General features: G+C 59.9%; 14 protein-coding genes. 3 read left to right on the forward strand and 11 right to left on the reverse strand.

Annotated elements, in window-relative coordinates; genetic code table 11:
* Nucleotides 1–7: 7 nt before the first annotated feature.
* The 10 genes from H7C18_RS12185 to H7C18_RS12230 all read right to left on the reverse strand — a co-directional run bounded on the left by H7C18_RS12185 (nt 8) and on the right by H7C18_RS12230 (nt 18,129).
* Entirely contained in the window at nt 8–898 is an 891-nt protein-coding gene (locus tag H7C18_RS12185) for a LysR family transcriptional regulator (protein ID WP_185129341.1), read from the reverse strand.
* Between the two features lie 39 nt (nt 899–937).
* A complete protein-coding gene (locus tag H7C18_RS12190; RefSeq protein WP_185129342.1) occupies nt 938–1,111 on the reverse strand; it encodes a YezD family protein in 174 nt (57 codons plus the stop codon).
* A 515-nt stretch (nt 1,112–1,626) separates the two neighbouring features.
* Entirely contained in the window at nt 1,627–3,747 is a 2,121-nt protein-coding gene (locus H7C18_RS12195; RefSeq protein ID WP_185129343.1) for an alpha-L-rhamnosidase C-terminal domain-containing protein, read from the reverse strand.
* 15 nt (nt 3,748–3,762) lie between these two features.
* Entirely contained in the window at nt 3,763–4,596 is an 834-nt protein-coding gene (locus H7C18_RS12200; protein WP_185129344.1) for a carbohydrate ABC transporter permease, read from the reverse strand.
* Nucleotides 4,597–4,608: 12 nt separating this feature from the next.
* The gene (locus tag H7C18_RS12205) at nt 4,609–6,522 is read right to left on the reverse strand and encodes a DUF5711 family protein (protein WP_185129345.1); all 1,914 of its coding nucleotides are present in this window, start codon (nt 6,520–6,522) and stop codon (nt 4,609–4,611) included.
* A gap of 114 nt (nt 6,523–6,636) precedes the next feature.
* Complete coding sequence (locus tag H7C18_RS12210; RefSeq protein ID WP_238357659.1) at nt 6,637–8,331, reverse strand: ABC transporter substrate-binding protein; 1,695 nt, start codon at nt 8,329–8,331, stop codon at nt 6,637–6,639.
* Nucleotides 8,332–8,613: 282 nt separating this feature from the next.
* Complete coding sequence (locus H7C18_RS12215; RefSeq protein WP_185129346.1) at nt 8,614–9,741, reverse strand: substrate-binding domain-containing protein; 1,128 nt, start codon at nt 9,739–9,741, stop codon at nt 8,614–8,616.
* Nucleotides 9,742–9,840: 99 nt separating this feature from the next.
* On the reverse strand, nt 9,841–12,225 hold the full coding sequence (locus H7C18_RS12220) for an alpha-L-rhamnosidase-related protein (RefSeq protein ID WP_185129347.1): 2,385 nt from the start codon (nt 12,223–12,225) through the stop codon (nt 9,841–9,843).
* Between the two features lie 24 nt (nt 12,226–12,249).
* Entirely contained in the window at nt 12,250–13,968 is a 1,719-nt protein-coding gene (locus H7C18_RS12225; protein ID WP_185129348.1) for a hypothetical protein, read from the reverse strand.
* A 141-nt stretch (nt 13,969–14,109) separates the two neighbouring features.
* The gene (locus H7C18_RS12230; RefSeq protein ID WP_185129349.1) at nt 14,110–18,129 is read right to left on the reverse strand and encodes a DUF5722 domain-containing protein; all 4,020 of its coding nucleotides are present in this window, start codon (nt 18,127–18,129) and stop codon (nt 14,110–14,112) included.
* Between the two features lie 134 nt (nt 18,130–18,263).
* Between H7C18_RS12230 and H7C18_RS12235 the strand changes: the two genes are divergently transcribed.
* The 3 genes from H7C18_RS12235 to H7C18_RS12245 all read left to right on the forward strand — a co-directional run bounded on the left by H7C18_RS12235 (nt 18,264) and on the right by H7C18_RS12245 (nt 19,471).
* Complete coding sequence (locus H7C18_RS12235; RefSeq protein WP_185129350.1) at nt 18,264–18,776, forward strand: hypothetical protein; 513 nt, start codon at nt 18,264–18,266, stop codon at nt 18,774–18,776.
* 17 nt (nt 18,777–18,793) lie between these two features.
* Nucleotides 18,794–18,985, forward strand: coding sequence for a hypothetical protein (locus tag H7C18_RS12240; RefSeq protein WP_185129351.1), 192 nt, complete (start codon nt 18,794–18,796; stop codon nt 18,983–18,985).
* Nucleotides 18,986–19,153: 168 nt separating this feature from the next.
* Nucleotides 19,154–19,471: a hypothetical protein gene (locus tag H7C18_RS12245; RefSeq protein WP_185129352.1), complete on the forward strand. Its 318-nt coding sequence runs from the start codon at nt 19,154–19,156 to the stop codon at nt 19,469–19,471.
* Nucleotides 19,472–19,864: 393 nt separating this feature from the next.
* Here the strand turns inward: H7C18_RS12245 and H7C18_RS12250 are convergent, their stop codons facing one another.
* On the reverse strand, nt 19,865–20,248 hold the full coding sequence (locus H7C18_RS12250; RefSeq protein ID WP_185129353.1) for a hypothetical protein: 384 nt from the start codon (nt 20,246–20,248) through the stop codon (nt 19,865–19,867).
* Nucleotides 20,249–21,044 lie beyond the last annotated feature (796 nt).

Genomic DNA, 21,044 nt, shown 5'->3' on the forward strand with positions numbered 1-21,044 from the left:
TTTCGATCTATCCGATCGATGGCCCCAGCCGCTCAAGCGAGATTCGCCGCAGCTCCCGGAAGATGTCGGCGTTCTCTCCGTGCCGGCTGATCAAGGAGGTGCTGAGCGCAATGCCCGACGTCTCCGGAAAGTCGATCGCCTTCACGAGCCCTCCCGCCTCCTCTTCCCTGACGCTTAAGCCGGGCAGAAAGCAGATGCCGGCGTTTCGAAGCACCAGCTTCTTGGCCGTCTCCAGGTTGTCCGTCTGCACAATCAGGTTCGGCAGCGGCGCCATATTTTCGAATACCCGGTGAATTCGCATCCAGTCAAGCGCGCCGCATTCGAAAAAAAAGAGCGGTTCCCGGCCGAGAGCTTCGATCGGCAACCGCTCCGCGGTGGCGAAGGGATGATTGGCGTGAACGTATAGGCGTATCGGATCTTCATAGAGAGCGGCCGTTTGGAGGTCGGGATGGCTGGTCTTGCGCACGAAGCCGAGATCCAGCTCCTTCCCCAGCACCCGGGCGGCCACCTCGTCCGTAGTGCCGGTGAACAGTTTGAGCCGAAGCTCCGGGAACCGCTCCCGCAAAGCCGGAATCAGCTCGGGCAGCATATAGTGGGCGGCGGAGGCGGTGCAGCCGATCCGCAGCTCCTCCTTGTCCGGGGAATTCCGGCGCAGCTGCTGCTTGCCCTTGCGATACGTATCGACCAGCTGCTGGGCGTAAGGCCGGAACCGTTTGCCTTGCTCCGTCAAATGAACTTGCTTGCCGACCCGGTCGAACAGGACGCAATCCAATTCGCGCTCCAGCGATTGAATGCGCGCGGTGACCGACGGCTGCGACAGGAACAGCGCTTCGGCGGCCTTGTTGAAGCTGCCGTAGTGAAGGACGTAGACGAACGCCTCGATATTCTCGATATTCATGCGAAATCCTCTTTCCCGGGAAAATCGTCGGAACGGCGACTAGGAATTCGTCTTGTCGAAGCGGATCTTCTCCGTCCGGTCGATCTGCACGATTTTTCCTTGATGAACGGTAATCTGGACCGTTCCGTACTTCAGCCCTTCCAGATTGCGCAAAATCCACTGCAGCGTCTGTTCGCTCAGCGCTTCGCCCAGCTCGAACTCTTGTTTGGCCATTTTTCCATCCTCCATCCCTATAATTCCTACCTGATAACTATAATTTCCTGCATCGTAACACGACCGCCGCCTGACGTCAATAAAATATAAGGCATTCTTATAAACAAACTTAATATGAATTATGGCCATAAAAAAAGACGGCGCGGCTAGAAGAGCAGCGCTGTCGATTGGATTCGGCAGGATAGGGATTCGCCAAGGGTGATAAGGAGCGATTCGGCCAGGGCCTGGCTGTATGGGAGCCCGTTAACCGATTTTATCGGTTATCTCTGCCCATACGGCCTGTCGCGAGTCCCCGTTAACCGAATTTTTCGGTTATCTCTGCCCATACGGCCTGTCGCGAGACCCCGTTAACCGATTTTATCGGTTATCTCTGCCCGTTCGGCCTATCGCGAGGCTCCGTTAACCGATTTTATCGGTTATCTCTGACGGCCGGCTCGGCCGGTCCCAAAGGTCTCGCGCGATTCCGGCCGCATGCAGCTAGCTTGCCCGGACCTGATCCTTCCAACGGCCGATTTTTATCCTTTCGGACGAACGCCCTCGGGAAGCTCGAGAATGAATTCGCCCGGACGTTCGCGGTCCCAGCCTGCCGTTATCGGTCCGTTCGGTGTCGGAATCGTCCCGACGCAAGTCGCGATCCCGGCGATCGGCTGCGGGCGGAACGCGACCGACCGGTAGCCCGGTTCCGCGGGCGTCACGCCGAGCACGCGCGAGACGAGCCAGTGGACCGGCGTGCTCGCCCAGCTGTGGCAGAGGCTGATCCGGTAGGAATCGTAAGCGGTATACGTCGTCAGCGAGTCATGGAAGTCCCGATCGTGCGCAAGCGTCACGCTCTCCCAGCATGTCGTGGCGCCTTCGCGCAGCATTTTGCCCCATACAAGGGATATCGCTTCCCATGCCTTGTCCGGCAGGCCGTACCGAGAGCAGCAGTCGGCCAGCCAGTAGGCGGACAACGGCGTAATCGGATCTTGGACCCGATAAGACGCCAGGAACGCTTTCGCATCCTCCTCGCCGACATAGCCCGCCATCATCCCGAGCAGCGGAGTAATGAGTTGTTCCCCATGCAGGAACGCCGATGCGTCAAGCGAAGGAAAGCTCCAGCCGGGTATGCAAGCCAGCTCAGGCACGAGCCTGCCGAGCTTGCGCAGGTTGTCGCCCGTCAGCCGGAACAACGCCTGCATGTTCACTCTTGTCTCTTCCATATCCATTGGCACCCACTCGATCAGCGACCGCTCCACGTTCCGAAGCTCGCCCGAGGACGGATCGAAGTGGCTCTCCACTTGCCGGCAGTGCCGGGCGATCTCGGACTGCAGCGACAGAACGAACGCCTTGTCGCCCGTGTGCCAGAAATACTCCCAAATGTTGTTCAGCCACCACAGCGTATAAGCGGGAATGTCGTTCATCCAGTAGCCTTCGGGCGTGCCGCGACCCAGTTCCTCGATCGACCGGCGCAGCACGGCCAAGTCGTCCCACAGCGCGTAGTCCGCCTTGGCCGCCATGTAAAAATCGTACGTCCAATTCAGCCGGTCGCGCTTGATGCCGTCCCACAACCCGATCTGGTGGCAGATGCGGTTCGTATGGACGGAGATGCCGTAGATGTCCCGTAGCAGCTCGGAATCCGTCCGTAGCGTCCCCGCCTGCTTCAGAGGAACGCCGACCTCGTCGGCCTGCCATTCCAGATCGAAGCTACTTCCTTCGTCCGCCAGCGCGTACAAGCGGAAATAGCGAAGACCCTGCGGCAGCGTGACGTGCGCCTCCCCTGCTTCAAGCCGTACGAACTCCGTGATCAGACCGGCGTAATGCTCTAATTCCGGCAGCGATTCCGCCCCGTTCCAGACGACGGTCACCGGCGCGTCCGCCCGATTGCGCAAGCGGAACCGCGCATTGTATGCGCGCCCCAAGTCCATTGTACAGACCGGCAGATCGGACAGCTCCGACGCGCGCAGCGCCTCGTTCATCTGCCGCCATTCCGTCTGCTTGCGAACATGATAGAAGAGATGCAGCCCGCGCCGCTCCGGCTCCGACAGCTCGATCGTTCCCCGGCCGGTGCCGCCGATTCGCAACGTGCTCCCGCTCCATTGTACGTACGACCCGCCGGCGGCGATGACAGAGACGCCGGAAAGCGGCGTCGCCCGAATATCGCCGAAGCCGCCGACGATAAACCAGTCCGGCCCGCTTTCCAGATCTCCGAACGGCTCCTCGCCCAACAGGCATACGACGGCCGCTAATTCTTCGCCCGCGCTCCATTCCGCGTCCGTGGCCAGCCAGAAGCCCTCTGCCTCCAAATATGCGATGCAGCCGGCCGTCCGGTTATGCAGATGAATGCTGATCGGCGCCACCGGCATGAAGGCGCGGCATTCGATCCGCAGCCGCAGCGTATGCTCGCCCGCTTCCAGCGTCTTCGGAAAAGCGGCGACTCGGCGGAAGGCGCACACGTTCGCCGCGCTCTCGTCCAACCGGCCGACGACGGCCCCGTCCAGCTCCACTTCGGCGGCGCCCGTCAGCGCCAAGCGAAATTCCGCGTTCGCCGCAGGCTCTGCCAGCCGGAACGTTCGCGACAGCACGATCGCCGGCTCCTTCTCCCCGCCGCGATGCCAGATCCATTGGGGAATCTTGCGACTCTCTCTTTCCTTTTCCATCGGTCAGCCGCTCCTTTACAGCTTCAACGCGCCTTGCGTCATGCCTTGAATGTAATATTTCATGCCGAAGGAGAAGATCAGCAGCAGCGGTAAGGAGGAAATCGCGTATGCCGCGAATTGGGTCCCTTTGTCGGTAACGCCGAACTGCTTCGTGAAGATCGTCAGTCCGACCGAGATGACTTGCATATGGCTGTCCTGGATCGTGAGCAGCGGCCAGATATAATCATTGTACACGCCGACCGACTGCATGATGAACAGCGTAGCCAGAATCGGCAGCGACAGCGGCACGACGATGCGCAGGAACACCCGGGCCTCCGTCGCGCCGTCGATACGGGCCGCTTCGAACAGCTCGCTCGGCAGCCCCGACATGAACGTCCGGCACAGGAACGTGCCGAAGATTTGGCCCCCGGCCGCGCAGGAGACGATGATGACCCACGGCGTGTCGGTCAATCCGATGTTCTTGTACAGCACGTAGGACGGGATCAGCGTCAGCACCCCGGGGATCATCATGATGGCCAGCATCATGAGGAACAGGAAGTCTTTGCCCGGGAACGTCTTTTTCGCGAAAATATAGCCCGTGAGCGATGACAGCGCCATGACGCAGACGCTGCCGGCGACCGCGTATACGACCGTGTTGACGAGGTAGCGCCAAATCGTACGCAGCGCCTCCCCGTAGTTGGACCATCTCGCCGGGGACGGAAGCCCCCAGAAGTTGCCTATGATCTGGGCGTTGCTCTTCAGGGAGCTCACGACCATGAACAGAATCGGCACCAGCGTCAGAAAGACGAGCAGCGCCAGCAGCAGGACGATCACCAGTTGGCGAACGTTGATCGATTTGAGAATATGCATGGCCGCTCCCTCCTACTCTTCCGCCGATTTGATCAATTTCAGGTTGATGACGGTGATGACCAGAATGACCGCGAACATGCTGACGCCGAGCGCCGACGCGTAGCCGAGATCGTTGAACTTCGTCGCCGCGTAGTACATCTGAAGCGCGGGCACGTACGTCGAATCCATCGGCCCGCCCGCGGTCACGATCAGAATGCCGTTGAAATCCTGAATGATGCCGATGAGCCCGAGGATGATGAGGAACTTGAACTGCCCGGAGAGCAGCGGCAGATGGATCGACCGGATAATCCGCGGCAGGCTCGCCCCGTCCATGCGGGCCGACTCGATCAGCTCGCCCGGAATCGACAGCAGCCCCGCGTAGAAAACGAGCAGCTGCAGGATGCCGACGAACGGGAAGCCGATGAAGATCAGCGCCCACAACGCCGTCTTCGGATCGCCGAGCCAGCCGTGCGCCCATGAGCCCAGCCCGATCAGCTGAAGGAAGTTGTTGAACAGCCCCAGGTTCGGGTCGTAAAAGTTCTGCCATATGAGCAACCCCGCGACGCCCGGAATGACCATGGAGGCCGTGAACGCCGTCCGGAAGCCGTACTGCAGCTTCTTGCTGCGGAGATGGTAGACCAGTTCCGCGACGATCAGCGGGGGAATGATCGACTTGATAAGTCCGGTGACGATCAGGATGACCAGATTGCCGAGCCCCTTCGTCACGTAAGGATCGTGAACCATGCGCTTGAAATTGTCCAGGCCGATGAACGTCGTCTTGCCGCCCGGCTGCCATTTGTACAGCGAGTGGAACAGTCCCGAGAAAGCGGGGAAATACAGAAACGCGAAAATCAGGGCAAAGCTCGGGGCCAGCGCCAGATAGATCCATTTGGCCCGCCAAATGTCCCGGAAGACGCCCAGCTTGCCGCGCTTTTTCATCGATCGGAGGATGAGCAGCACGACTGCCGCGACGACAACGACTCCAAGCGCCCACAGCAAAATTCTCGTTCTGGCTTCGCTCTTCGCCTTGGCGACGACGCTGCTTACGTCCAGCTTGAGAATCCGCCCGTCGTCCGTGCCCGCGTACAGCGTCTTGCCGTCCGGGGAAAATTCGACCGCCCGGCCCGCCTGGCCGTCCTTCGTCTCCCACAGCTCTTTGCCTCCGCGGTCGAAGATATAAAAATTGCCGGCCAAGTCCGCGGCGCCGATATTCTTTCCGTCGCGAGAGAAGACGACGGCCGAGACGGTCGTGCGAACGCCGAAGCTCCGCAGGCGCTTGCCGTCCGAATCGTACAATTCGATCTTGCCGTCGCTGGTGCCGACGATCGTATCCCCGTCGTCGGAGAGCGCGACCGACTGGATTTGCCCGCCGGCGCCGAACTTGCGCAGTTCCTTCCCGTCCTTGTCCAGCAGGTGAAGGAACTGGTCGGCCGTCGCCGCAACGATCCATTGCCCGTTGCCGGACACCTTCGCCGTCTTCATCGACGTGCCGATCGGAACCGAACCGCTTTGTTCGCCGTTCTCCTTGTTTATGAACAGCAGATCGTTGTTTCGCTGGACGGTGACCGCGATAACGGAGCCGTCGTCCGATGCGGATACGCTCTTGACCTGCCGCTTCATGTCGATGTCCCACAGCGTCTTGCCGCTGCCGTCGTAAGCGTACAGATGACGATCGTCCGACGCGACGAGCAGCAAGCCGTCCTCCAGCAGATCGACGGCGTTGACGACGTTGTTCGCTTCTTTCCCGAACTGCTCGCGGCCGTCCTGGTCGAAGACGACCGCCTTGGAGCCGTGACTGCCGATCGCGACCCGCCCGTCTTCAATGGCCGAGATGGACGTGATATCGCCCGCTCCTTCGACGGACCACATCTGCTCGGCCGATGTATACTTCGGAACGAGACCCAGCAGCAGCAAGAGCGCCAGACCGATCCATGGGGTTCTTCTCATAGGCCCCTCCTTACCTTCCTGTCTGTGAAATGTTCGGCCGGGTTCCGCGACCTTCGCCGATACGGACCTGCACAGGCCGACGGCGGCCTGTGCAGGTCAAGGTCATGGCGCGGATCAGTTGCGTTCCGGAGGCCGCTTCTCCGGCGTATCGAGGTCGGACAGTTCCTTCTTGCCCTGCTTGAGATTCGGCTCGAGATATTTGTCGACGTTGGCCTGCAGCTCGTTCAAATATTGATCCGTCGTGATCTGGCCGGCGAAGAACCGCTGCACGCTGCCGACCCAGTCTTGAACCGAGGGCTGATAGTTGTCGATGCCGCGGGCCAGCGCGTTCCCCGGAGACTGGATGCCTTCCGTGTTGCCGATCGGAGTGAAATCGGCGAACGCCTTCGTCATCTCGTCCGGCAGGGTAATGTCCTTCAACGCCGGCGCTCCCGACAGCGATGCGTCGTCGCTCTTCTGGATTGCTTCGGCGTATACTTTATAGCCTTCCGGGCTGGTCAAATACATCATGAAGTTCATGTCGAGCGCATTCTGCTCCGCGTCCTTGCTGACGAAGCCGTAGAAGCCGATCGGAATTTGAATCGTGCGCGCCGGTGCCAGCACCCCGGGTCCTTCCATCGACGGCATGTTGAAAAATCCGTAATCGAACGCCTTGACGCCGCCCTTGGCCCCCGTCTTCTTCTCGTCCGCGAAGTCCTTCGGCAGCTGCCAGTAAGAGGCGGGCGTGGACATCATCGTAGCCGCTTTGCCCGTCAGGAACAGCTGATAAGCCTGATCTTCCTTCACGCCGAAGAAGCCGTCTTCCGTGTAGGAGAACAATTTTTTGAGATTGTCGGCATACGCTTTCCACGAAGGGTTGCCCGCAATCTTATACGGACCGGTCTTGTCTTTGACCGCTTTCCAGAAGCGAAGCTCGTTCTTGGTCACGTTGCTGTTCGAATCGTTGTAAGGATCCGACAAATCGTATTTCCACTTGTCGTCGATATCGGGGAGATAGGTGTAATCCTGCGGCTGGGACCGGTCGACGTTGATATAATCGCGCAAATATTGATCGGCATAGATCCGCACCAGCCAGCCGGCCTGGCCGCTCCACATCGAATTCGCGTCTCCGCCGAGCGCCAGCGGCACGTAGCCGGCCGCCTTGATCTTGTCGAAATCGGCGGTCAATTCATCGAACGTCTTCGGGACGCCGGAAATGCCGACCTTCTGGAAAATTTCCTTGTTGTACGTCCAAAGAATTTGTACCGATTCGAAATTCAGGTTGTACAGGTGGTCGTCCGCGCTGACGGCGTCCAGGTTGATTCCCATGGCGGAGAGGTCGAACGAGTCTTGCCACGGCTTGCCCGTGTAAGGATTCGTCTGATCGAAATACGGGTAATAATCGACGAACTTTTTGTCCGCCATGAGTCCGCCGACTTCGTTGTTGACGACGAGGTCCGCCTGAGGCGTTCCCGCCGCGAACTGCGCCGTCAGCCATTCCTTGTAGCCGTCCGCCGGCTTGTTGTCCACCGTCACCTTCACGCCCGGGTTTTTCTGCATGTACGCCTGCGCGACGGCGTTCCAAACGGAGGACGAGGCGTTCGACAAGGAGATGTTGATCGTTCCCTTCAGATCCGAAGCCTCTGCGGACGGGCTTGCGTCCGATGCGCCGGGCGACGGGGACGCGGCGCTGGATTCCGGAGGCGCGGAACTCGCGCCCGAACTTGACGGGCTGGAATTCGAGGAATCGTCGTTGCCGCTGCATGCCGCCAGCAAGGATGCCGCCATCAGCACGCCGAGAAGCGCTGCAGGCCCTTTTCTTTGAACCATGTGGATCTCCCCTCGTTCTGCAATTTTTGGTTTAAAAGCGCTTACGAACGTTCCGTTAAAAAAACACCCTTTCATAGAGGAAAAGTATACGATTTATGAATTTGTATACTTTAATAATCAAAGTATACTCTAAAAAACGGAATTGCGCAATCCTTTTCTCCGCCGCGGCGCGCTCGAAAACGCTTACGAAACGAAGGGTTCCGACGTTTTTTCGGCTAAAAGAAAAGCTGCCGCAAACGTAATCGTTCCGACAGCTCATCCCGCATTCCCCGCCTATTTCGTTTATCCTTCCGTCTGCCGATCGGGCGCCGGTCCCGTGCTGTCCCGCGGCACGAGCGTCGGCACGATCTCGTCCTTGATCAACCCGCCTCCGCCATCGTCCTTGAGCTCGAACAGCAGAATTTCGGCCGCGCGCTCGCCCAGCTTTTTGGTATTCTGATTGACGGTCGACAAGGAAGGGTACATCAATTCGCTGACTTCCACATCGTCGTAGCCCAGAATGCTGATCTCGTCCGGCACGCGAAGCCCCATTTCCCGGGCCGCGTTCATCGCCCCGATCGCCTTGTAATCGCTCGTCGCGAAGATCGCCGTCGGCGGATCCGCCAGCGCCATCAGCTGCCGGAATCCGGCCGACCCCATCTCCACGCTCTCGTGCTCCGCATCCATGAAGGCGACAAGCTCGGGATCGAACGGAAGCTGATGCTGGGAGAGCGCCAGCCGGTATCCTTGCAGCCGAAGCGAGAACTCCTGGTTCACTTCCATGATCGACCGCCCCGTCAGAATGACCCCGATGCGGCGGTGGCCGAGCGAAAGAAGATGCTGCGTCGCCAGATACCCGCCCGTCAGATTGTCCACGATCACGTACGGTATGCCCAGATGCGGATAGTAGAAATGAACGGTGACGATGCGGCGTCCTTCGCGCTGCCATTCCGTAAGCCGCGCGAGATCGAACGAATTGTGGGCCGTCGTGGTCAGCAGGACGATGCCCGCATGCGGATCGTCGGGAAGCCGGTAGTCCTCGCCGATATCCCACATATGGAACCCGATTCCGTTCTCCTCGCACACCTCCTTGATCCCGACGAACATATCGCTGAAGAACGGATGGCTGAACGCGCCGATCTCATGATTCTTATGCGCGAAAAACACGGTGCGGATCGGCTTCGGGCCGCCGGCGGGCGCTTTCTCCTGAATGAAGCTTCCCTTGCCCCGGATTCGATAGACGTAACCTTCCTGAACGAGATCGGAGAGCGCGCGGCGGGACGTGATCTCGCTCGTGCCGTACTCCTTGGCCAGTTCGATCTGCGTCGGAAGCGGATCGTGCGGATTCAATTCTCCCGACTCGATCCTGCGCTTGATGTCGTTCATGATATATTGGTACATCGGCGTTTTATCCAATTTTTCCGTTTCCACGCGAAACCACTCCTCCCAAGATGGGTTAAGTATACTTTAGGATGAATGATTTCGCAAGCAAGCGGCGGCGCGCTTCACGGCCCGAAAGGACCAACGGGTTCAAACGGCGTGTTCCCGAGCCCGAGCCGGCACGATGCCGGTTATGCGAAGGAGACCGGCCGCTTCGGATATGGTCACCCCTTCCAGTCCGGGCGCCGTCCAGCTCAGTCCGTCCGGCAGTTCCGCCGTGAAATGGGCCGTTCCGTCTTTCTCCCTTCTCCATTCGGCGCGAATGTCGCCCAGCTTCGTCGGAACGGTCCCTTCCGCCCATTCGACGCCGGGGACGGCAGACGGCTGCAGCGATACGTCGCCGATTCCGGCGTCGGATACGTTCACCCCGAGAACCTCGCGGGTCAGCAAGCAGGTGGGCGATGCTCCCCAACCGTGCGAGAGGCTGACCGGAATCTCATCCTCCAGGTACGTCGGCGTGTGTCCCAGGTATGGGCTCGGCGTCGTCGGGAACGGGAGGGACGGGTCGAACGTCTCCCACCAGGTGGTCGCGCCCCGGTCGAGCATCGCGCCCCAGTAATCCCGGATCAGCTTGACCGCCTCTCCCGCCCAGCCATGCCGGAACAGCGTCTCCAGCACGATATGGTAGAAGAACGCGCCGCGAATCGGCGGCAGCTTGCCGGACAAATAGCCTTCCCGCACGAAGGCCGCGACCTCCGCGTCGTCCATGATGCCGGACCAGGCTGCCGCGAAATTCGTCTGTGCGGTGACGCTGGCCGACAATCCGCTTGCCGTCAGGCAGTCGGCGTAGACGACGGTGCCGGGCACCCGAAGCAGCGAGCGAACGGAGTGCCGCAGCTTTGACGCCTTGCCTCGCAGATCGGCCGCTCGCTCCGGTTCCCGCAGCGTTTCCGCGATGCGGGCAGCCGTCGTCAGGAATTTGTAGTAGAAGCAGGAGATGGCGGCGACACGGTCTTTCCGCTCGATGTCGTCCGACCAGTCAATGAAGCACCACCAGCCTTCGCGATCCGCTCGGGCGAACAGCCCCGCATCGTCTTCCTGATTCTCGAACCATTCCGCAACCCGGACCGCATAGGGCCAGATCTCCTCGAGAAACGCCAGATCTCCGGAATAAGCGTAATATTCCCAGACGCCGAACAGCCAGTGGGCGCAAAAGTCCGGCAGCAGAAACGGGTTGCGCTGCGGACCGGTGCCGGGAATCGAGCCGTCCTCGTTCTGAATCCTTGCCGCCTGGAGCAGAGATTTGCGCACGAGGGCGGGATCGCCGAACGTCTGGTAGACGACTTTGGCCATGACGACGGAATCGGCCACCCACAGCGCCGCTTCGCGGTACGGACAATCCTCGAAATGGTTCTGGCTGTTGACGATCGTCGTGTACCTTCCCGTCTCCCAGATCCGGGTCAGCTTCTCGTCGCTGCAGCGGAACGTTCCGTCTCCGGCGTAAGGATAATGAACGGAGCGGACGCTCAGGCTGCGGACGGCAATCGGCGCGGGCGTCGCCATCGCCGCTACCTTCAGGAAACGGAACGCCCGTCTGCCGAAAGGCGACAGCCGGTTGAACCCTTTGCGCAGCAGATACGTGTCCATGAGCGACAGCTCCAGCGATTCCCCGTAGAACAACTGGAGAACGCCGCCTTCCTCCGCGAACACTTCCAATTCGGGATAGCCGACCCGCTCCGCTCCGAAATCGTAGACGACTTGCGGAATCGAGCCCGGCACGGACGCGTCCAGCGTTAACGCAAGCTCCGCTTCGCCCGGCCGGTCGCCGGACAGCATGGCCTCCGGCGACGACACCGCGCCCAGATAAGACTCGGCGGCGACGACGGCAGCCGGCTTTACCGCCGTCTGACGAAGGAAAGGAATTTCCCGCGGCAGAAGGCGCGGCCAGGGCGAACCGGCGTCCTCTGCGGCCGCGACCGCGACGGCCGAAGGCCAGGCTGAATCGTCGTAGCCCGCCTCCTCCCAGCCGTCCTCGCGCGCGGCATCCACGATCTCGCGGTACCCGCCCCAGCGGTGAAGCCGGCTGACGTTCGGCTTCCATCTCGGGGACCGGCGGCATTTCCAATCCGGTCCGCTTGCGATCGTCCGCAGCGGCTCCCCGCCGGCGCCGCCCGCCTCCGCATACAGGTCCAGCTGGCAGATCAGGCCGCCGGGACCCTGGAGCTGATGCGTCACGATGTCCTCGCGGCCGAAATTATGGGCGACGACGGCCAGCACGTTCGTTCCGGCGCGCAAGCGTTCGGCCACTTCGTACGTATCGTACGACATCCACGCCAGATCGGCAGGGGCCGGCCCGCGGCCGACTTCCTCTCCGTTCAGGAAGAGTTTATACGATTGGTTGGCCGAGATCCGGAGGACGGCCCGTCCGGCCGGCTCCTCCGCTTCGAACGTCGTTCTCGCTTCCGCATAGACGTTGTTGTCCTCCGCCGTGCCCGCGGCCCATATCCATTGCGCTTGCCATTTTGCTGCGTTCATATCCAAGTCCCCCATTGCCGCGGTTCATGCCTCCGCGCTGATCGTATACGTATAGTACAGCCGTCCCTCGGGCGCGGTATCGCCATACTGGTAGAAATCCATCGGATCGCCTTCGCTCTGCATGTGGTCCGCCCACTTGAAGCCGAGACGCAGTTCCTGCCGCGACTTCGGAATGCCCAGCAGCGCGCGGGGAACGGATAGCTGCAGCTCATTCCCTTTCGCCGCATAGCGCACTTCCCCCGCGGACGTCCAGTTCCAGCCCCCGACGCTTCGCTCCAGCAAGCTGACCGAATCGCTTCGGACCGTACGGTTCACGATAAAAGGATAGCCTTCCCAGCCTTCCTCGGACCGCCCTTCGACGCGAAGGAGCAGCATCATCCAGTGCCTGTCGGTATGGGGCGACAGCGGCTCTCGCGTTCTGGCGTAAAAGAGAACCTCGTCGTCGGTATGAGCCGCCTTGAGCGTGAGTATTTCGTTCCGCCCCGTTGCGTTCAAATAGCGAAGCTCGCCGTATCCCGGATGATGGCGCCGCTGCGTATCGCCGGCGAAGTCTCTGTACTCGCAGCCGGCTTGCTCCCAGATCCCGAAGTCCGGACCGATCGCGACCGGCTTCTCCAGCCGGAAGCCGGCGGCCTCCGGCGCGGACACGCCCTTGAAGCGGCGAATATAGCCGATGAGCTGCATATAGTAGTTGTCGCCGTAACCGCCCTTCATCGGCTCGATATCGCGGCTGAAGTTCAGCGTCGCCTGATCGACGAACAGGACCGGGCGCTCCTTCGGCCCCTTGAACCGCATCGCGATCCATTCGTTCCAGCCCGTGACGAAGACGATCTGCGGATCTTCCGCAAGCGCGAATTCCCATTGCTCCGCCAAGTTGGCCCCCCGGTTGATCGCTTCCTCGCCGTCTGCGGCCCCTTCCGCCGCCCCGGCATGATAGCCTCGGCCCCAATTGTCCCCATACCCGTAGAAAGGGGTATCGCTCATCGCCACGCTCGGATGCTGCGCGACCGATACGCTAATCGTCTCCTTCGCGCCTTCGTCGTCGTAGAACACCCGCTGCGGGCGCTGGAATTCGATCCACGGGAAGCCGTTCGTCTTCGCCGGCTCGTTCGGCCACTGGTTGAGCCGGAACGTGAAGAACGCCCGCTCCTCTTCTCCGCACTCGTCCGGATCTCCGATGATGAGCGGTTTGCCCTTCCAATGAAACCACAAGCGAGAATAGCGGGCGGGCTTGTATATGTCGCGATAGATTTCGGCCACTCGGAGTCCCGTATCCGTATTCGTATAGAAGACGAACTGCGGCACCTTGAAGCCCTGTCCCGCTATCTCGTCCATTATGCGGAACAGCTTGTCGTATACATTCTTATAAATGGAATTGTTCGTCGTGTCGAAAACGAGAAAATCGACGCCCGCCGCGGTAAGCAGCTGCACGTGGCGGCGCAGCACCCATTCGTCGTCGTTCAAGTAATAGCCGTACAGCGGTTCCCCCCAGAAATGGAAGCTGCGGAGCGGCCCCCAAGCCGGATGGTCCGCATCGCGGGCCGCTTCCGGCCATCTCGACAGAATCTCCGTATTGTCGTAGGGACCGTCCGTCCCGTGCTGGCCCAGCCACAGAAAATAAAACAGGCCGACGTAACGGCCGGGCCGAAGCGGACCGGCTTCCTCCCATGAAGGCAGCCGTCTGCCGAGACCGTCGATGCCGCCCCATTGATCGACTCGTACCGTCGTATCTTCGTCCCGCATCAGCGCACCCTCCTTTTCACATTTTTATTGAACAAAGTATTCTTTATAAAATTATAATATACTTTATTGTCGTTGATGACAACTAAAAAATCCGCCCGCCCGTTGCCAGGCAGGCGGATTCGCAGCACGATGACTGCTGCGTTACGGTTGAACCGGGCCGACACTGTCCAATTGGAAGTCCGAGGTCCAAGCCATGTCGTTGCCGACGGCATGGAACGAGATCTCAACGGACGTTACGGCGGATCGCCCCGCCCAGCCCGAAATATCGGCGGTAATCCGGTTCCACTTATCCGGCGACATGGCGGTCGTATAGGTGAACGGGTCGCCGCTGTCGCTGCGCAGCGTGATGCGCGTCTCGTAGGTCGCGCCCGGCACTCCGCCGTAGGAATCGATATCGTAAGCGAACGCCTTCGCCGCGCTTAGATCGAGGGGCGTGCCCGGCGCAACCTTCACGGTCCGCCAGGCTGTCGCGGCCGCGGGTTGGGAATGCGCGGCAAGCGCATACTGTCCTTCGCTCGGAGAGCCCGGTCCGTTCGCGAACGATTGCACCGCATCCACGGACGCCACGTTGTCGCCCGCCGTCCATCCTTGCACGCTGCCTTCAAAGCCGTAGGAAGAACCGTCGGCCGGAGTTCCCGGATCGTCCGCCGCCAGAACGAACGGGAACGGACGGCCTTTGTAACTCAGCGTAAGCGTAGGCTCGGCGCCGTCCTGCGGCGTGTAATTCACCGCTTGAAGGGTGAAGGTCGCGCTTTCATCCGTGCCGATGCCGTGCAGCGGGATCGGCACGCTAATTCCGGGAGCCAACGACTCCGGCGAAGGGACCCCTGCCGGCTGGACGGTCAGTCCGCCGGACGACTGGACGTCCAGCACGCCGTTAAGCTCAGCCGATCCGTGATTCGTCACCGTTACTTCCATTTGCGAACCTGCTTCCAGCTTCGGGGAGACAAGCCTGGCTTCGACCTCCATGTTCGCGTATTTCGGATCGGCGGTTACGGATTTGGCGAACGTCGCATCGTCGATGCGGATTTGGCCCGACCACGGCTCGCCGCCTTCGGAGCGGACCCAGATTTTGACGCGGTCGATCGACTTGGCGCCTTCCCATTTCCCGAGCGGCAGCGCGAGCTGCTGCCAGCCTTGGGCCGGATCCAGCTTCGCGGTTCCCTCCACGCTGTCGTTGCCGCTGTACGCGATGATTTTCGCATAGTAGCTCTTGTTCGGCTTTGCGTTCGGAATGGCCAGCGCCGCCGTGAAGTAAGGCGTCTTCCGCGCGTCGACCGGCTGCGCGAACTTCTTCTGCACCCCGGCCCAGTTCAGCGAATACGCGCTGTTCACGAGCGCCGTCAAATAACCGTCGCCCTCGAAAGCGTCTCCCGCATCGCGCCGGACGGCCGTGACTTCGTCCGAAGCCGCGAATCCGTCGGTTCCGTTTTCGAAGCTGCCGTCCGCGTCCGCTTGGTTGTTTTTCTTAATAAAATCCAGACCGTTCGCCGCGGGAATCGGCCGGTCGGCCAGCTTGCCCGGGTCGAAGTTCGGAATGACGTCCTTCCAATCGCCGATTCCGATGACGGATTTGGCGAAGTCGGTCACCTCCGCGGAACGGCTCGTATCGATATACTTGAACACGTCGTAAATCGTTTTGTGCTGGTAAGGGGTGACGACCGAGCCCGGCTCGTGCGTCCACAGCCCCAGGTTCAGGCCGCCTTCCTGGCCGTGGTCGACATGCCGGTGCAGGATGAAGGCGTCGATGCCGTCCAGGAATTTGACTTTATAGTAGGCGTAAGCGTAAGCCGCCGCCTGCAGCTTCTGGTCGTCCGGCGTGTTGGCCAGGCTGTGGAAGCCCTGCTCCGACAAAATAATGCGCCGCATCGCCCCGTCGTACAAGTTGTTTTGCTGCTTCATGTAATTCACGAGAACGTCCAGGTTCTTGAACGTAATGAGCTTCGTGTCCGGCGACTCCGCCGCGTCCGCGTCGTTCCAGAAGCGCGGGTTGAACAGGTCTTCCGGATACGGGTGGAACGCGATGTTCCAGCCGAAGTCCCCTTCCGACTTCGTCAGCTGCGTCAGCTGGTCGACGATGACTTTGTTGTCGTATTTCCACATCGAGTCGCCGCCGAGGTTCTCGTCCCAGAAGTGGTCCAGCGAAATGTACGTTCTTGCGTTCGCATAGGCCGACTTGACGATCGTATCGACGAGGCGCAGCGTCTGCGCATACTGCCGAACGTAAGCGTCGACGGTCTTCGGCCCCATGTTGTTCCACACCTGGTTCTGGCCGACTTCGTTGCCGACGATGTAGTTAACCGCGCGGCCGTAGGGTTCGTTCGGCATGGAGTAGCGGTCGGCCAGGAACTTGGTCACCGCCTTCACGTACTCGACGCCGATCGCATTGGACGTGTTGAGGGCGTACACCGTGCCGCCCGGCTGCGCGTCCGGATGAAGCAAATATTCGTTCGCCGAGTCGGGGTCCTTCGTGTCGTACATGATCAGGATGAGGGTGACGATGATGCCGTTGTCGGACAAGCTCTTGATCTGCCGGTCCAACTGCTCGATCTGGTTCTTGCGAAAATAGTACGTTTTGCCTTCGACCTCGTAAGGGATCGTGTTGTCCGGATGGTTGTTCGTTTTGTAGGTCAGCTGATTGTACGCGACGTTCAGGGCGGCATGGCTGATGCCCAGCTCCTGGGCGTCGCCCGTCATCTGCACCTGCAGCCCCTTGATGCTCTTCGCCGTCGGATACGGTTCCGTGTTCGCCGCTGCCGCTTCCGGATTGACGACGTATTGAGGCGCGGCAACCGGCGCGTAAGTTCCGTCGCCGGAACGGGAGGCCACGACGAATTTCGAATAAAGCCGGCTTCTCTGCCCGTCGTTCACTCCGGTCTCGAACCGGAACGACGCCGTCAGTTCCGTATCGGCCAATGGCGCGGCCGCGGCGAGCGCCGTCTCCGGATCTTCGTACGTGGCCAATTCGAACAGATAGAGACGTTCGTTCGGGTGAGCATCCGCGTACGATTGCGGCAGCGTGCCTTCCATTTCGATCTGCCCGTCCGCGACGATTCGCGCTTGCGCAGTCCCTTGATAAGACGTTGGCAGCGGAGGCACCCACTTCGGCCGGATTTGGTCGATCTTCAGCGTTCCCGACGATGCCGGAACGAGAAACCGGAAGGCCGCGATCGTACCGGTCCAAGCCGCCTGGTCGGAGAAGTTGAGGTCCTGGGTGAACGTGCCTTCGGCCGGGATGTCGAACGTCTTGGAGTCGGCGTCGTTCCAGTCGCCGCCTTCCGTCTTCCATTGCACGGTAAGCTGGCTCGCGCCGATCTCGTTCGTCATCGTGACCGCCAGACCGTTGCGCTTGCCGGCGTCAATGGCCAGCACCGGCGATTCCAGCGCATCACCTTCGCCGCCGATCGAGTAAACCAGCTGGCCGCCGGTCGCCTCCACCGAGCCGCCTCCGGTAGCCGTGAATCCTTCGGTGGCGCCTTCCCCCGTGAACGTGAGGTCGAGCGCGTTCGTCGCCGCCAGCGAATCGATCTGGAAGCGGCCGTTCCAGGAATCGTAGCCGGGCGCTCCCGGCTCGATGCCGGCCAGATCGAAATTTTGCATAAACGAAATTTCGATCTTGGAGATGGAGCTTCGTCCCGCCCAGCCGCTCAGATCGACGAATACGCGGCTCCAGCTGTCGTGCGCGATCATGGCAACGTTTTCAAATTGATCGTCGCCGCTGAAAAGCGTGATCTTCATCGCATAATCGGCCGCCTGCCAGCCGTAGCTGTCCGCCGCGAACGCCAGGTAACGGAAATTCGAAAGGTCGAGCGGCTCGTCGAACTCGCGGTAAATCGATCGCCATTCGTACACTTTCACGACGCTCGGCACTTCTTCGAGCATGCCGGCGCCTTCGTACGGCCCGTTCGGTCCGTTCAGCATGCTGGTGGCGAATTGGACCGATTGCGTGTTCGTCCCGGCTTTCCATCTCGCCACATCGTCCGCAGTGTTGAAGCCGTCGATGATTTGGCCCGGGAACAGATCCTGGCCGATCGTCACGTTATCCGACTGGTGAAGATCGGGGTCGTACGGCCCCGCCGCGGCAACGGCCGCCAGCAGCAGCTGGAGAAGCAAAACTGCCGTTATTGCAGCCGACACCTTGCGCATTCGCTTTCGAAGCATAAATATCCTCCTCTACGTTTTTAAGGTGGAACTCGCCTATAATATAACTCCTAGGTATTCTTATTTCAATCATAAATTTGTCATAGTATACTTAAATATAAACAAGTTTATTTGCTTTCTTGGGACTCCGAAAAATGCCTTTCGGAAAAACGACCGCTTCGCTGCTTGTGCCGATCTGCTGCACCGCCGGCTTTTCCCCTGCCGCGTTTGCGACGTCCCATGCCGATCTGAGGGCCCGGCAGACCGGCTTGAACATCATTTGGGAGGTGTCTCCGTCCGCAAGCGACAAGATGAGCACGGCAAGCCGAAGCGAAGCTGCCTTATTCCCGACGAACGGTCAGGTATACTATGCGCCGCGTTATTCGGACAGCACGCGAAATCCCCTCTACCGCTTGGCCACGTCAAGCGATCACATGGACTCGACGTCCTCGTCCGAAGGAGGTTATTCGCTGGAAGGAATTCTCGCCAACCCGTGGAAAGCGGCATCCAAACCGTCGGGATCGACTCGGATGATCCGCGGATATGACTCTTCCTCCGGCGATCATGCGCTCATGTCCGATTCCTTGACGTTCGGCGGGTACGGCGACGAGAGCTTGTCCGACCGGTACGCCTATCCCCGCGATTCGGCGGGAACGCTTCCCTCCTGACCCTTTCCGGATCCCGGTTGACGGTCAAATCGAATCCGGCTGCCGGAGGTACGGTATGGGAATATTGGTGGAACGGCAAGCAGCTCATCGACCATACCGATTACGGACGGGAGATGCAGTCTTCGCTCGCGTTCACGGACTCCGATGCGCTGCCGACCGAGGGCGGAGATTTCACGGCAAGCAGCGATCCGAACTGGATGCACGGCTAGCCGATCGCAAGTTACGCGAACTCCGGCACATCGGTCCGAAAAATCCAAAGCACGCGCGCCATTCCGCTGGAATGGAATTTTACGAGCTTCAACGGAGGTCTCAGCGACGTTCCGGTCGTCTACAAGGACTGGCAGCTCGGCAAAAACATCATTCTCGACGATTCCTCGTTGAACCTCGGAGCAGGCTTTACTTATCTGAACATTCAAGTCGCGCGTTACGAGACGATCTTGTATACGCCGTCCGGATTGACCAACGCGGAAATCGAGATTCCGACGGCCTATCTACTCCCGGAATTCAAACGCGGCTTTACTTTCGACGCCACTGTCACGGATATCCATGCAGCGGCGCATGAAGTGACGAACGCCGAATTCGACGATCTCGGCGGCGGCGTCTATCACTATCAGACCGGCTTCTCGAGCGGCGGCGTCATCTACGCGAACCCGGGGAATTGGACGGCTTGCACCAGGCGCTGCATCTGTTCGTGAACCCGCCGGAGCGCGGCGGCGTTGATCCCGCGGATCCAAACACGTTATCCTTCGGGCCGGGCGTTCACTCACCCGGAATCATCGATATGCACGACAATCAAGCCGTCTATCTCGCAGCCGGCGCCGTCGTTCACGCCTCTATTCGCGCCGTCGGCAAGACATCCGCTTCGAGAACATACGCGTCAACGGAAAGCGCGTCGCAACGATGCAGGATGCCGGAGTAACGTTGAACGAGTACGCGGACCCCATTGAATGGTTCTGATTTGCACAAGGAAGGACCGGCTATGGACTCGATCGTCCTAAAGCCGGTCCCTTGTGAACATGATAACGGAAGCGCGGGAAGGATGCTGCGGATTGGCAACCTCTAACGCATGCTCGTCTGCCGCCTCGCGCTTAATACGGATTGGAGATTGCTACGGCCTGATACTCGTCGGCGCCATAATTCCATACGACGTACGCGACGACATAGCCGCTGTTGACGGAAATTCTTGTTTGATAGGGGCTCCCGTCTTCGGCCCACTGCCAGCCGCCGAACATATAATTGCCGTCCGGATTCGACTGAGCGTCTTCGGGGGATTTGAAAACGCCCACCCAATCCCATCTTCCGTATACCTTCGGAGTGACGGTCCAGTTCAGCACAAAATCTCCGTCATTCACCCCCAGACTTACGTTGTAGGAGATGCTCGGATCCGCCGTCTGCTGCGGTGCGGCTTGCCCCATCAACAGCTTGGCTTGCTCCGCGGGATTCGCGGCTCTGACCGACAAATTTTGACTCATCATTCAACACTCCTTCTCCTGGTATAAATGCACGATCAACTTACCATGATTTCATTCGACATTCTATCCCTCTTTCGATCAAATTTTCCATATTTCGACTCCCTCTTTTTTTGAACGAGCCTCCCTCTTTTTTTATGCAAGAGCCGGCGCCCGTTACCTTTGTAGGGAAGGCGGCACGGAAAAAGACCGGCCTTCGCCGGTCTTGTCGACATGATCGCTTGCCAGTCGCAGCTCTATCGTGAAACTCATATTCGCGCAATATTGCTCACCGCGAGCCAGCAATAGCCGATTTTCTCGGCTATCTCCACCAGTTCGGCCCATCGCACGGCTGCGATAACCGATTTTCTCGGCTATCTCCACCATTTCGGCTCATCGTACGGCTGCGATAACCGATTTTCTCGGCTATCTCCACCAGTTCAGCCCATCGCGAGGCTGCGATAGCCGATTTTCTCGGCTATCTCCACCTGTTCGGCCCGCCACAAGCCCACGGCAGACGATTTTTCCGGCTATCTCCCCGTCAAAGCTGCGCAAGGGAGCGGCCATCGTCGATGCGGCATTTGCTGTCTCGGCAAATGGCTGCCCTGCCGGCTTTGCGGCACATTCGTGCCGTTCAAGCATGCGAGCGTGCTCCCGTCGTCGCTCTCTCGCTAACGAATTTTAGCGATCTTATTCGGCGAAAAAGAGAGAGGTTTGCGTACTAACAAATCGGAGGAAGCTTATTTGTCCGTTTCATCCGGCAAACGGCCATCCTCCGCCTTCATAAGGTCTTCTCGTTTCGTTACGTTCGGCCCCTCCT

The organism is Cohnella zeiphila (genome assembly GCF_014212055.1).
Taxonomy (GTDB): Bacteria; Bacillota; Bacilli; order Paenibacillales; family Paenibacillaceae; genus Cohnella; species Cohnella zeiphila.

What these genes read in the sequence shown, in the direction of transcription:
- H7C18_RS12250 (WP_185129353.1), bottom strand. Translation starts at nt 20,248, where the DNA reads ATGAGTCAAAATTTGTCGGTCAGAGCCGCGAATCCCGCGGAGCAAGCC.
- H7C18_RS12200 (WP_185129344.1), bottom strand. Translation starts at nt 4,596, where the DNA reads ATGCATATTCTCAAATCGATCAACGTTCGCCAACTGGTGATCGTCCTG.
- H7C18_RS12225 (WP_185129348.1), bottom strand. Translation starts at nt 13,968, where the DNA reads ATGCGGGACGAAGATACGACGGTACGAGTCGATCAATGGGGCGGCATC.
- H7C18_RS12220 (WP_185129347.1), bottom strand. Translation starts at nt 12,225, where the DNA reads ATGAACGCAGCAAAATGGCAAGCGCAATGGATATGGGCCGCGGGCACG.
- H7C18_RS12195 (WP_185129343.1), bottom strand. Translation starts at nt 3,747, where the DNA reads ATGGAAAAGGAAAGAGAGAGTCGCAAGATTCCCCAATGGATCTGGCAT.
- H7C18_RS12205 (WP_185129345.1), bottom strand. Translation starts at nt 6,522, where the DNA reads ATGAGAAGAACCCCATGGATCGGTCTGGCGCTCTTGCTGCTGCTGGGT.
- H7C18_RS12230 (WP_185129349.1), bottom strand. Translation starts at nt 18,129, where the DNA reads ATGCTTCGAAAGCGAATGCGCAAGGTGTCGGCTGCAATAACGGCAGTT.
- H7C18_RS12185 (WP_185129341.1), bottom strand. Translation starts at nt 898, where the DNA reads ATGAATATCGAGAATATCGAGGCGTTCGTCTACGTCCTTCACTACGGC.
- H7C18_RS12235 (WP_185129350.1), top strand. Translation starts at nt 18,264, where the DNA reads ATGCCTTTCGGAAAAACGACCGCTTCGCTGCTTGTGCCGATCTGCTGC.
- H7C18_RS12210 (WP_238357659.1), bottom strand. Translation starts at nt 8,331, where the DNA reads ATGGTTCAAAGAAAAGGGCCTGCAGCGCTTCTCGGCGTGCTGATGGCG.
- H7C18_RS12190 (WP_185129342.1), bottom strand. Translation starts at nt 1,111, where the DNA reads ATGGCCAAACAAGAGTTCGAGCTGGGCGAAGCGCTGAGCGAACAGACG.